Here is a 12,366-nt window from a genome sequence, read left to right as displayed (position 1 = left end):
CCAGTTGACCTCTATAACGCGACAGCGGTCTTCGGCAAAACTCGATGACTCCAAGTCGCCGAACACCGCGGCCGCGCCTTCCAATGACGGGGGCTGCCGTTCTTCGAGGATCATGGCATGGCGCTGTGGCGGAGTTCTATCTCATCGTTAGATTAAGTGCCTACCGTTTTACCATAAGTCTCACTCGCGTGGACGATAGATTGACCTCCAACTAATCTCAATATGCTGCTGTTCTCCATTCGGAATGATCTTTCGTCTCGCCCATGACGATTGCGAGGTAAATCTCGCGCAGTTTGGTTGTTACCGGACCCGGTTTGCTATCACCGACAGAGATCCGGTCGACAGAGGTCACCGGAGTTATTTCAGCGCCGGTGCCGCAATAAAAAACCTCGTCTGCAAGGAGCAATTCGGTTCGGTCCACATCGCGCTCTACGGTCTTCAGTTGCAGATACTCCTCTGCTATCTCAATCACGGTCCGTCGCGTAATCGAGTCTAAAATGTCATTGGTTCCGCTCGGAGTCACGAGCTGTCCATGTCGGACAAGAAAAACGCACATCGCCGGCGCTTCAGCAAGTTTACCTCTCGAATTGAGGAGAAAGGCGACATCATATCCATCGATCTGGGCTTCCATTACCGCCAGTCGAGAGTTGTGGTAATTAGCATTGCACTTGATCCGAGCGGGCATGACATTGTCCTGCATTCGCATCCAAGAGCTGATTCGCGCGGATGCGCCTTTGCTCACTTGCTTCGTCGTCGCGCGGGGGAGGGCAGTAATGGCTGTTCCGACAGGTCCGGTTGCACCTATCTCACCCAATCCGTCGACGAACGCCATCATCCGAATGTGGACAGAGGTGCAGAATTGATTTGCACGACAAAGAGCGACAAGCGCTTGCGTCAATTCCCTGCTAGACGGTCCCTTGTCGAACCGCATCGCCCTTTGCGAGAAGGCGTACCTATCCAGATGCTCCTTAAGTCGGAACAAGAAAAGCTGCTCTTCATGTCCGTTCCAATAACCACGTATTCCCTCAAAGATGCCAATGCCGTACTTTGCGACGGGCGAAAATACATGAACTTTAGCGTCATTCCACGGCAAAATCTCTCCATTTAAAAACGCGAAATCTGCAGAAGACATTTTTAAACCTCTTTCTGTCCTGAGCAATCTCGCCAAGCAACTACATCCGCGACTGGAGTACCCTGGCAATCCTCAAGAGTCCCTCTCGTAAGTCTGAGTGTGTTGCAGGCGCGATCAAGGAGAGGCGAATGTTACTTTTGATCGAAAATCCAGGAATTGCGAAAACGTTAGGATGACGAAGGATGACGCCTGCCTGAGCGGCCGCATCTACAAAATCTTCAATCGCCCATGCGTGTGGCAAATCTAGCCAAACATGCAAAGAGGAGCCGTTTGTGTGCATACCCCCCGACGGGCCAAGAACCTCTTGGGCGATCTCCTGCCGGGAGCCAATTTCAGCCGAGATGCTTCTGGCTATCTCATCCGCGGCACCCGTTTCGATTAAATTCGTAATGAGTGCGGCCGATAGCCCGGGGACAAACCATGCCGATACACTTGGAATGGAAGCCGCAACTTCTATAAGCGTTTCTGCACTTGGAGCAACCAAATATGCGGCTCTGAGCCCGATCCCCAAACATTTCGACACTGTCATAATATACCAAGTGTGCTCAGGCGCTATCGTCGCAATAGGAGGAGGAGCATGCTTGCTGATAAAACCATGGACGTCGTCTTCAACGATAGCCAAGCCATGCTTTCGAGCGACTTCGGCAATGCTTTGGCGGCGTTCGACGGACATGACGGACGTGGTCGGATTGTGATCCGTTGGGTTGATGTAGACGACAGCAACTTTCTGTGACATGCAGGCCTCCTCCAGCGAATCTGCCCGCATGCCATCGCTATCTATTTCGATTGGCAACACCGACACACCGGTGAGCATTGCAAGCTGCCCGATCGCAGCATATGTAAGCTTCTCCGCGGCGATTACGGACCCTTTGGGGACCAAGCGAGAGAACAAAATCATTAGAATGTTTTGCGTGCCACCCGTCAGAAGCAAACGCGACGAGTCAGGCGCGGAACCAAGCCGTCTTGCCAGCCATTGAGCCGCAACTGCTTTGTCATGTGTGGTTCCATGAAATCGATGTCGCTGAACTATGTCTGACAATTCGGGCAGAGTTGCTATTTTACTCAATCCCTCCATCACATGCTCACGAAAGCCGGCCACTTCCGGTGCCATTGTTCTCGTCATATCAATTGGCGATCTTGCTTCGAGCTGTTTTGTGTTGCTTGGTGCCCTTGGCATTGTCCATCCTTTCGAAGCAAATTCTGTCGCACTTGGCCGGCATCGTGTGTGCCTTGCTGAAGACAATCAAGAAGGCATCGCGATGTAACGGGGCTATTGGTGAGGGCCACCGGTTTCGGCTTCCTTTCGAGCTGAATTCCTCATGCAGATGATGTTGTGGAGACCGGTTGGTGGAATATCGAATTCTGGTCCGAAACACTCAAAGCCAGATCTTGTATAGGTCGTCAGAGCCGTACATCGCGCATAAGCCCACAAGAGCTCGCATTCAGTCCCACTGAGGTGCAGTTTTAGGGCTTGCAACAATGCCGTGCCAATCCCCTGACGCCTATATTGCGGATAGACTGCAAAACCTCGGAGGCGCCAGGCTATGATGGCGTCATCGGCTGGAAAGGCTTCAGGACCGGTCGAGACAACACCAACAATCTTATTTGCGACCACGGCCCCGAAGTGAACTGTGCGAGGATGGTGATCGACTTTAGTTACGGTGGCCGCAGCTACCTGGTTCGGACGCAAGAGTTCATGACGCACTTTCACAACGTCGCTAAGCGTGACTTGCTCAATCATCGTTCCTCCAAGGACCGCTCCCCCAAAAACCTGGTGCGTTGGGAAATCTCTTTGCAGCCATATTGAATCGGACAGCCGTATCCTTAGCGGGGGGCCTTCGACCTATTCTACCTTGCCATGTTTGGTGAGCAGAATTCTCGGGCTGATCACTGTGCGACACTCTTATCACCCAGAAAAATCAGGCGGCCTGGAAGGTCCACGCCCGGGTGAGCCAGGTTGTCTCGATACAGTCTTGCTTTGGAATCATGCGCGCGATTTCACTGATGATTTCTTGCCAGATTTCAACCGAGACTTGGCTCGGAATGTCGTGGCTAGCTTTCCAGCTAGCGAGTAGTCGGTCTGGCGAAAATGCCTGCTTGTGACTACCTTCCATGTATATGTATTCGTTGAAACGACCGTTAGTATCGACCTTTTCCATGAGCTCGACAACCGAGCTTCCTGTCCGTTTCAGATTTCCCGCCACTCGCCTGGTCATCTCTTCGATAGAACGCTGTAGGGCGTCTCTCTTGAAGTGCCGGACGTTCCAAATGATTGTGAGGAATCCACCCGGTACAAGGATTCGGCTTGCCTCTCTGAACATTTCTGGAGGTTGAACAAATTGATAAGCGTTTCCGAGCAGTACCCAATTAGCTGATTTGGGCGGCAAGTTGGCATTTTCGGCCGTACCTTCGATCCATTCGAATCGCAAGTCGTCAGGGGCCAATGAGCGCGCAATAGCTCGCATTTCCTTGTTTGGTTCGACGGCAAACCCTTGGATGTCTTTGCCAGCGAAAGATCTTAGCAAATTCCCTGTCCCTGCGCCGAGCTCAACAATCCGCACGGCCTCGAACCGAGCGCGTACGGTCTTTAGAAGAGATGAAAGCACAACATGTGAATATGGGGGGTTCTGACTATAGTCGGCTGCATTGAGGGAGAAATCTCCCCACGGAACCGCTGAGTGAACCGCAACGTCGTTCATGGCAAATCCTCCTTCGCAGGCGGCGGTGTTACTTGGAAGTCAGGGTCTGACCAATGAGCATGCCGGATGAGACTGCGCTAAACGCCGTGATGACTAAATACATCGCGCGACTAGGGGCTGGAATTCTTATTGAGCTCACGTGGAGGCAGGTGAGCAAGAAGAACGAAAGCATGACCGTCGGATTGAAGGTCTCCGCAGGAAACCACGGTCTTGTCATAAAAAACATGGCGAGAAGTGGCACGTCGTAGGAAAGTGGCACACCGGTAAAGTAACCGCCCCTCAGGCCGGAGCGACTGAAGTAGCTAAGCCGTAAGGCGCCAGCGCAAATCATGAAGATGCCAAGCGAAGTCGCTACGAGCCGACCGCTTCCGAGCACCATGATCACGATAGCTGGAATCACTGCCCCATAGATCACATCGCCAAGGCAATCGAGACTTTTTCCGATCTCAGCCACATCTGAACCCCGGTTTGGAGTTCTCTTCGCGACGATCCCGTCCAGTTGGTCTGCCAACATCGACCATAGGCCAATCGCTACAGCCAGTTCTAATCGGCCGGCAAGCACTGCCTGCAGTGCGAGTCCCGAAAAAAGAATTCCGAGACTTGTGACGGCGTTGGCTGGGTCAAGGAGATATCGAAGCATCCGATCCTCGCGGCTAATCCGCCGCAGCGATGGCCGAAGGCAGTTCTGCCTGATTCGCGAAAATAGTCTCTGCAATCCGCAGATGATCGGTGCTATCGAACTCACACCCCCGGAGATCATCGCATCGCGTCGCCTGATCAGGTTCGTTTATGAGAACTGATCGTACTTGAAGGTGCATGCCAGATTCCTTGCCGGTGACATATGGCCAGACCGACCATCACTAGTATCTCCCATGCTTCTGTCATCGAGATCAATGACTGACGTTGGTAGTTGACCGCCGCCTGCCTTGCATGTCGTTAGACAAGTTACCCTGCAATTGCTCTCGCCGCCGGTTGGACTTCTGCCGCGCGCTATCCACCAAAGCCCCTGGTTGTTTGCAGCTCGCCAAAAGTAAGGTGAAGGCCGGTCCGACGCGTTCACGGCCACGGAAGCTGGTCTAGTCTTGTCCGGCGACACGTTCTTCTCCTCGGATGCGCTCGCGGATCCGTTGGCTGTGAAGGACCAAGTTCGTGGACTTTTTCTTGCCATCTTTCCAGACAGCGTGGCCGGCGCGCTTGCGTGCGGTGACATCCTGCAGGTGCTTCTGTTTGCGTCCTGCTCGGCGTTTCATTCGATGGCGCTCGGAAAGCGCGGCGAGAGACTGCGCGGCACGATCGATAACGTAGCCCCTGTCGCACATCTCGTGGCTGCCCACGGGATGAGCGAACGGCGGGCGTCCTTTCGAGTTTACGGCGGCCATTCCGACCTCCGACTGCAAAAGTGCGCCATTCTCGGCACAAGCGCCGGATTGACCGCGGACAGTGTCCCTGCCAGCGTGATGAAGCCAGCCCCGGTGAGCGGTGGTAGCGACGGGAGCTGGCGCGGAGCCATCAGCATAGCGCAGCGCCAGATCCCGCCGCGGGTGGCCTCCGCACTCACGATCACCGATTCCGAATCGATCGTACCGCCGCGCTAGGCTGGCAGCGCACTCTCTACGACGACGTGCCGAGCCCAATCAGGAGAGCCGCTCCGACTAACAAGCCCCCGTCGTGAGCGACAAACATGGCTCTCTCGATAATTACGTCCTGTCCCGACACGGGTGGGCCGGCTTGCGTCCTCTGGACATTGGTTTGGGAGGCGCCGCACCCCTGGCCGGCTCAGCGAACAATTCGGACAAGTGAATACCCAAGGTCATGGCGATACGGTCCAGGAGAATGCTCGGGTTCTCTTTCTGCTGCTCAATGCCGCCCAAATATGAGCGGTCGATCCCGGCATCATAAGCCAATCGCTCTTGCGGAATGCCGCGATCTACACGGATCCGGCGCACATTCCAGGCCACAAGCGCACGAGCGTTCATGCGCAAAGCCAGCCAGTCTGATGGCTATGAAACCACTGGTTATAGCCGGGCTATTACGATAAGCTGTCGTTGGCTGTCGGCGGACTATTGCTATGACGCAAAGGTCACCGTGAGACGCAGATGTCTCGGAGTTTGTCTTTTTAATGCCGTTGGCCCATCACAAGCGACCTCGCAGCGCGACAGCTCGCTACTGGCGGGACAGCAAAATGACCCCAGAGGTTCCTGCGGCTTTTTGCCGGCGCCGCGACCCAATAGGACAACCGTTCAGCTGGAGCTCGAAAAGTGAACGAATTGTTTCTACTTGGCTGCCCTTTTGGGCTGCGGCCTTCACCAGCCGGCGGGTAAACGACCGGCCTCCACTCCGTTGCCCGCAGGGTGAAGAGCAACGACAGCCTCGGCTGTGTGGCAAGTCTGCGATCAGCCACCGTATGGACTGCAGGCAGATTCAGCGCCGATCAAAGCGCAAGTGCACAGAATGGAGCCGTTCCATATGCGTTCGCGGCTACGGGTCCGGTCAAAAAGACAAGGGGCCGCGACGATTCGATCGGTACCAAAATGACCCTAAGTTCGTTATCGTTGCTCGGATTTCGATAGAATTTTCAGTTCGGTAGGAGTTTCATTCAGTGCCGGCCGACCCGAAGATCGCAGAATTGGCTCCCAGCGCGCACGAGCTCACGTCATATGACAAGGAGCACGCCGTCACCTACATGCGACTTCTCGATGCCGACGCTGACAAGGCAGATTGGAGCGAAGTCGCGCGCATTGTGCTTGGGCTTGACCCGACCGTTGAACCCGATCGTGCGCGACGCACGTTCGAAAGTCATCTGACGCGGGCCAAGTGGCTAGCACGCTATGGCTATCGTGATCTGCTGCGTGGCGGTTGGCCAAAGCAGTAAACACGGCCGATCCCAGGATCGGCGGAATTCCTGGCAATCGCAAAAGATGATCATTCCATCGATTAAGTGCGCACAGGGCGGGTACGCGGTACGTACGTAACCGGAATGTGCCACAATCATGGGATGCACTTGCTCGCGTGTTAAATCTTACGGAGCAATGGTCCGATGCCGGGTACTGACTGGAGATCTGAGGAAGCATACAGCGACCTGAAGAAGGCAGATGCTGCCGACTTTGCCTGGGAGTGGCTGCGCCGGGATCCCGATTACCAAGAGGATTACAGGCGGTTGGCTCGCCGCCAACGATCCAGCGCAACCACGAGCCACTTGCGACGGAAGTGGGGGCTCACGTTTTCCAGCTGATCCGCAAGAGACATTCGACAACCAGGCAGTCTTTTGGGCACCCGAAGTGCTATCGATCGTACTGCCTCTGCGGACGGCTAACTCCGTGCAGCCTAAAAGCTACCAGCTCGATTTTGCCAATCTGCCGGGTAGCGACCTTCGTCGCGCGCCGGATGGCTGGCATGCCATCGTGCCGCTCGGAGGTGCGAAGCATCGCCTTTGGCTCAAGAGACTTCCGGCGAGCGGGTCTGTTGTCGTGCTCGACCTGCCGCTCGACGCGAATTTGGAGCTTCGCTTGCAAGCTGCACGTCTTTTTTGGCTCGCTCTTGAGCATCGGCCGCTCGGAACGCCTCCTCTTGCTTTGCGGCCTTTGAAGCGGCGTCGGCTGATCCTTGCCCTGCGCGCACTGGACGGGTGGCAGGAAGGAAATAGCTATCGCCAAATCGCGCAAGGCCTGTTTGGAAGCCATCGTACTGGCGAGCGCGGCTGGAAAACAGACGATTTGCGCAGCCGAACCATTCGACTTGTTAAGCTGGGGCGATGCCTCATGCGCCTTCGGTGCCGCGCATTGCTCCACAAGGGCCTACGCAGGAATGACAGTTCGTGAGCTCTCGGGCGATCCGGCATACCTCCGTTCTGCGAAGCCAATTCTCTGACATGGCACGATCGCGGATAGGAGGAGATCTTTGCGTTGCGATCTCGCACTCCGTCCTTCGTCGGAATCGCTGCAACCGAGAGGTCATGTTGGTCGGAAGAAGACGCCGGCCCGTTATTGGGATTGTCTTTCTGGTTGACGGCTCTCGACATGACTGGGGGCGGTACAGCGATCTGGCGCAGGTCATTGAAGAGACCTGGAGCGTTTCAGGTAGTCTGAGCTAGTGCCGCCTTCTTGCAAAGACGAGCAACCCAGCGACAAAACGAACGAGCGATTTCGGTATGCTCGCTGCGATCCACCGCATAGGCCCGATACTGCATGCCACTTGGAGCGCGTGAGCCGGGGATGATTTGCAAAGCGCCACCTCGTACCAGATCACTAACAATGATTTCTGGTGCGACAAGAAGGCATTTTCCTGTCATGACTGCCGGCAGTGCAAGATAGTTGTGATCATAGCGCGCACCCGCTCGGATGTCGTTTGAGGATAGGTTCATCGCCCTCAGCCACGTCGGCAGGATGTCGGGACGAGATGTGATGTTCAGTATCGGCGTTGATCGAACGATCGAGAGCTCTCTGCCCGCGACCAGATTTGGTTGCCCCACGCATACCAGCTCCTCATTGTAGATCTCCCAACTATCGGCAGGTTCGATGACGGAAAGGTCGCGTGTAATCAATATGTCGAAGTCATCCGAAGTTGTCGGCGGCGACAGCGAGCTGACGACGTCCACGATAACACCGCCCGCTTCAGCAGAGAACGCTTGCAGATTTGGAATCAGAAGCGAGGAAGCAAATGTCGATAGTGATGTGCGAACAACAATCCGATTGGTGCCCGCGGCTGCCCGCCGCCGCATTCGCTTGGCGGTGAAGCCGACTGTCTCGAGCGGTTCAGAGACCGCATTAGCAAATAGTCTTCCGAACTCGGTCAAATGACTGCGTCGGCCGCGCCGCTCGATGAGGTCTGCACCGAGATAGTCCCGCAGCACGGACAAATAGCGGCTGACCGAGCTCTGCGTCGTTCCCAAGCTGCTGGCGGCGCGCGTGACGCTGCCTTCGCGTGCGACGATCACAAAAGCGCGGATGGCGTTTAGAGGAACTTCATCGCCTTGAGCCGCCATTGTCTGATCCGCCACCAGATGAACATCCATCACATTATTCGATGTCCATAGCGGGATTTCCGCGAATAAGGCTCGGCTGCGCAGAAAATACGCGTGGGAGCGCTTTCATACTTAGGCCAGTACCGCACAAGTCGGCGTAACGGCTCGGTGCTGCAGGGGGCTAGGTCCTTTTGCGGCGTGCCGCGTTCGGCTTGCGACCTTTAGGTAAGGTGGCGGGCGGCGGCGCACCCTTCGATGGCCGAACAAACAGCTCGGAGACAGCAACGCCGAGCGTCTCGGCAAGGCGATCGAGAAGATCGATTGTCGGGTTTGCCTGTTGGCGCTCAAGTCCGCTCATATAGGAGCGATCAACACCTGCATCGTAGGCCAATTGCTCCTGCGGAATACCGCGCTGGACGCGGATCCGGCGCACATTGTAAGCCACAAGCGCACGAGCTCTCATGCGCGAAGGCAGCCATTTCGATGGTCATCAAACCACTGGCTATAACCTACATAGAAATATCACAAATTTGAGGTTTTCGATCGAACTATTCGATGCGTGTCACCGAATCGTTGTTTCCCGGCGCTACTGGGGCCCACACCAGCGCTGGTATGTCGATCGTCTATCGATTATGGCGGCGCAGGTTTTGCCGGCGCTGACCGGAGCTCGGTCGTTCCGCTAGCTCGGCAGCCGTTCGATTCGCTACCCCATTTGCGTGAACGACCTCGAGCCAAAGGCAAAGATGCTGACTGGGAGGGCGCCCATGTTCCTCCATTTCAACGAAATGGAGTTGCAGTCCTGATGAATGAGCCGGCGCAACCCAGCAATCGGAACTCAGCCGGCGGAGATTGCTGGCGCGATCAAGGTCGCGCCCTGACGCAAACGCTTATCCTGATCTCGGGAAAGGAAAAGTATTCACAGCAGATCATCAAGACCTATCAGATCGCGTTCTCCGAAGTAGCACGAATGAGTCTGACCAACCTTGACGCTCCCTCGATTATACTGGCAGCGCAACGGATCAAAGTTACAAAGCCCGGTGCCTACAGCATTATCTAGAAACACAGTTCGAAGCTCAGCGCTGGTAACGGGAGCCCTGGAGCACCCGATTTGGTCGGCGAACTGCTCCATCCAAGCGTGCCAATCCCACCTGGTCTGCTGAACATTGTATTTCTCCTCCGCGGGCTAGATCGGGGGGCGGCAGCAACGGTGGCGGCGATGGAAACGGTGGCCCGCCTGGCATTGAGGAGATTTCGTAACGCCCGGACCGGCAGGCCGTATCGGCATATATAGCTATTGCGGCGCGCTCCCAGGCGACCCGTCCGGTGCTTACTTCAACTCCCCAGCAGCGGCAATCTCCCGGTCGACGGGCAGAAAGGGAGGGGCACGCCGTAATACTTCCGTTCGCGGGTCCTCTCTTCGATCAGCAGCTGATTGCCTCGTGCCTCGGGTCCTCTCATCGCTGAGAGGACCCGAGGCTCGCCAGCGTGCGATTTGCCTGCCTTTTCGGTCGAGGCTAGCTGTGTGTCGAGCGCAGACCGTCAGAAACTTGATAGAAGCCGGCTTATAGCGAGCTTACCTCTAAAGCCGTCAACATTGTTCGTGAATAAATGGCCTGAGTAACCGCTGTTAATAGGATATGACGAGGTCCAGCTCGGATAACGCCACAGCTTGAAATCTGATCATCGCACGAGCCTATCACGCCATGAGTGATGAAGTTCCGATCATGGGGTAGGAGGCCAACGCATCGGCCTACGCTCTTTGCATGCAGTTCATGGATCGGTCCGAAAATCGAGTTCGATCTCACGCGTCACCTCGATTATGCTCTCTGGGTGGCGGCCGTTCTCGACAAAAGCGTATTTCAAAGCTTGAGCGCGGTTGATAAAAAGGCCGCCAAAGAAGCCCCTTTGTTCGCGGGCGACCCAGTTACCGCGTCGGTTCCTGCCAACAAAAACAATCGGCGGTGCCGGGCCACGCGACGGAGGCTCGAAGAGCTGAGTCATCATGTCTCATCCGTGACCTGGTAGTTCAGGTTCGCCAGTCGAGATGCTAAAATCCATCGCCCGACTTCCTGCTCGTGTCCGAAATTGAGACGCTATCTTGCATGACCGCTCTCGAGACACTGGTGGCGTCAAACATCGGTTCCACTGCCATAAGTCGTGGCTCTGGTCGCCAGCCATCGACTTCGCCTACAGAATACGTCAAAGCTGAACCGAGCTCTGCTACCAGTTCTGGGGTCAACAAAGAATTCGGAGTATACTGAGTCTACCTGAGGACTTTGGCTCTGCCGTTGCTTTGGGCCAACGGCGCGATCGATGCTTAAGGGCCCCGGCCTACTCACCCCTTCGGCCAAGACGAACATGACGCTGGCCACGGTCGTACGCGCCGCAGTGAGCGGCTGGTCGCCAGCAGGAGGACTGTTACGTGTCGAGCAGGGGAGAGGCACCTTCGTTGTCGAACATCCAACACCTTATCTGCTCTCCTCTCAAACTCGGCTGACCGATAATCTCATCTCACAAGGCCGCCTGGCACGTCGTAAGATCTCGCACACATCACAAAAATCCAGGCAAATGGCGATCCCGACTAAAGCGCCTTCGGTAGCAAGGACGCAGACCCGGTCGCCCGCGGCGATGTTTTCCGTTCCCCAACTATCGTCGGCGTACGGGGCGATCTTGTCGTAGATCAGGCGTTCCTCACCATAGCCGTCGTAGATCCGGGCCCGGTTCACGATCCCATGGTCGGTTGTCTCGTGCCAGGTTCCAGGAATCAGAATTTCGGGAGCTTCGCGTTCGTCTGCGACGTCACGGTTTCGAATGAGCTTGACGATGCTCTCGCGCAATTCCGGCGAGACGGTCAGCTCAGGCCACACGACTGCGATGCAGTTCTCCTTCAGAGCCTGAGTGATCTGCTCTGAAATGGCGTCACCGGCTGACGGCGCCTCTATACCGGCGATCCTGAAACGCTTATCGCCTCCTTGAGATGTAAACTCTGGCTTGAGCTCCAGTGCCTTGAACAGGCAAGCGCCCATCTTCCATTTGCTCGCGTCCGGCGCTGCACTATGCAATGTGCGAGTATCCACGACCTGGACCGGGTAGCCCTGTATCAGTGAGGGCAGGATCCGATGAAACAGCAGGCCCCGCTTCGAATAGGCTTGCAGCCTTCGAGCCGGTCGCAATGCGCTCACGCCCTGCCGTGGGATGAACCAGCATCCAAGCTGCTCGAGGTGCCACTCACTCGGCGCGATCGGCCACTGAGACCGCCGCTCAGCAAGCACCCGGTCGATCTCCCGTATGAGGCCGCCCATCCTCAACGCTGCCAGCTCAGGCGTCTCGTCGGACAGCGACCACGAGAGATGGCCGTCTCCTATTGAGTCGGTGAAGCTCTCCCGTGCCTCCTCGATTCGCTTTTCCGCAAGATTTCGGTAGGCCTTGTGCACGCTTCCCGGAGCATTCCGAAACAGCGTGTCGAGCTCGATCAGAGCTTTCCTGAGATCATCCCGACTGGCATTCGTGATTTGCTCCTGGCGCTCGGCAAGCTCTCGCGCCTCCTTCTTCCAGGCCTCAAAGGCTGACGTTTC

Annotated in this window: 14 protein-coding genes and 1 pseudogene; 5 read left to right on the top strand and 10 right to left on the bottom strand. The window is 56.1% G+C overall.

Annotated features, from left to right (window positions below):
• Positions 1–217: 217 nt before the first annotated feature.
• The 5 genes from XI09_RS09885 to XI09_RS09865 form a co-directional block, all read right to left on the bottom strand.
• Entirely contained in the window at positions 218–1,132 is a 915-nt protein-coding gene (locus XI09_RS09885) for a branched-chain amino acid transaminase (protein WP_271566661.1), read from the bottom strand.
• 40 nt (positions 1,133–1,172) lie between these two features.
• Positions 1,173–2,243 carry an aminotransferase-like domain-containing protein gene (locus XI09_RS09880; RefSeq protein WP_271566660.1) on the bottom strand — a complete coding sequence of 357 codons (1,071 nt, stop codon included), beginning with the start codon at positions 2,241–2,243 and terminating at the stop codon, positions 1,173–1,175.
• A gap of 159 nt (positions 2,244–2,402) precedes the next feature.
• Positions 2,403–2,873 carry a GNAT family N-acetyltransferase gene (locus XI09_RS09875; RefSeq protein WP_271566659.1) on the bottom strand — a complete coding sequence of 157 codons (471 nt, stop codon included), beginning with the start codon at positions 2,871–2,873 and terminating at the stop codon, positions 2,403–2,405.
• A 178-nt stretch (positions 2,874–3,051) separates the two neighbouring features.
• Positions 3,052–3,831, bottom strand: coding sequence for a class I SAM-dependent methyltransferase (locus tag XI09_RS09870; RefSeq protein ID WP_271566658.1), 780 nt, complete (start codon positions 3,829–3,831; stop codon positions 3,052–3,054).
• A gap of 28 nt (positions 3,832–3,859) precedes the next feature.
• Positions 3,860–4,471 carry a CDP-alcohol phosphatidyltransferase family protein gene (locus XI09_RS09865; RefSeq protein ID WP_271566657.1) on the bottom strand — a complete coding sequence of 204 codons (612 nt, stop codon included), beginning with the start codon at positions 4,469–4,471 and terminating at the stop codon, positions 3,860–3,862.
• Between the two features lie 520 nt (positions 4,472–4,991).
• On the opposite strand from XI09_RS09865, the pseudogene XI09_RS09860 reads away from it, so the two are divergent.
• A pseudogene (locus XI09_RS09860) lies at positions 4,992–5,138 on the top strand (dicarboxylate/amino acid:cation symporter); the annotation flags it as partial.
• Between the two features lie 390 nt (positions 5,139–5,528).
• On the opposite strand, the gene XI09_RS09855 reads toward XI09_RS09860, so the two are convergent.
• Positions 5,529–5,807 carry a helix-turn-helix domain-containing protein gene (locus XI09_RS09855; protein ID WP_271566656.1) on the bottom strand — a complete coding sequence of 93 codons (279 nt, stop codon included), beginning with the start codon at positions 5,805–5,807 and terminating at the stop codon, positions 5,529–5,531.
• Positions 5,808–6,430: 623 nt separating this feature from the next.
• On the opposite strand from XI09_RS09855, the gene XI09_RS09850 reads away from it, so the two are divergent.
• The 3 genes from XI09_RS09850 (at position 6,431) to XI09_RS09840 (ending at position 7,649) form a co-directional block, all read left to right on the top strand.
• Positions 6,431–6,703, top strand: a complete 273-nt coding sequence (locus tag XI09_RS09850; protein ID WP_271566655.1) for a DNA -binding domain-containing protein — start codon at positions 6,431–6,433, stop codon at positions 6,701–6,703.
• A gap of 165 nt (positions 6,704–6,868) precedes the next feature.
• Positions 6,869–7,063, top strand: coding sequence for a transcriptional regulator domain-containing protein (locus tag XI09_RS09845; RefSeq protein WP_271566654.1), 195 nt, complete (start codon positions 6,869–6,871; stop codon positions 7,061–7,063).
• Positions 7,064–7,148: 85 nt separating this feature from the next.
• Positions 7,149–7,649, top strand: a complete 501-nt coding sequence (locus XI09_RS09840) for a DUF2285 domain-containing protein (protein ID WP_271566653.1) — start codon at positions 7,149–7,151, stop codon at positions 7,647–7,649.
• 254 nt (positions 7,650–7,903) lie between these two features.
• Here XI09_RS09840 and XI09_RS09835 read toward each other — a convergent pair whose 3' ends face one another.
• The gene (locus XI09_RS09835) at positions 7,904–8,842 is read right to left on the bottom strand and encodes a LysR family transcriptional regulator (RefSeq protein ID WP_271566652.1); all 939 of its coding nucleotides are present in this window, start codon (positions 8,840–8,842) and stop codon (positions 7,904–7,906) included.
• Between the two features lie 130 nt (positions 8,843–8,972).
• Complete coding sequence (locus XI09_RS09830) at positions 8,973–9,254, bottom strand: helix-turn-helix domain-containing protein (RefSeq protein ID WP_271566651.1); 282 nt, start codon at positions 9,252–9,254, stop codon at positions 8,973–8,975.
• 339 nt (positions 9,255–9,593) lie between these two features.
• Between XI09_RS09830 and XI09_RS09825 the strand changes: the two genes are divergently transcribed.
• A complete protein-coding gene (locus XI09_RS09825; RefSeq protein WP_271566650.1) occupies positions 9,594–9,848 on the top strand; it encodes a hypothetical protein in 255 nt (84 codons plus the stop codon).
• A gap of 713 nt (positions 9,849–10,561) precedes the next feature.
• Here XI09_RS09825 and XI09_RS09820 read toward each other — a convergent pair.
• Both XI09_RS09820 and XI09_RS09815 read right to left on the bottom strand, forming a co-directional pair.
• On the bottom strand, positions 10,562–10,795 hold the full coding sequence (locus XI09_RS09820; RefSeq protein WP_271566649.1) for a hypothetical protein: 234 nt from the start codon (positions 10,793–10,795) through the stop codon (positions 10,562–10,564).
• Between the two features lie 479 nt (positions 10,796–11,274).
• Positions 11,275–12,366 (bottom strand): hypothetical protein (locus XI09_RS09815; protein WP_271566648.1); only part of this gene is annotated, 1,092 nt, incomplete at its 5' end.

Origin of the sequence: Bradyrhizobium sp. CCBAU 11386 (genome assembly GCF_028128955.1) — a bacterium.
Classification (GTDB): Bacteria; Pseudomonadota; Alphaproteobacteria; order Rhizobiales; family Xanthobacteraceae; genus Bradyrhizobium.
Note: the sequence above shows the minus strand (reverse complement) of the source record. Positions and strands in the feature narration are given on the sequence as shown.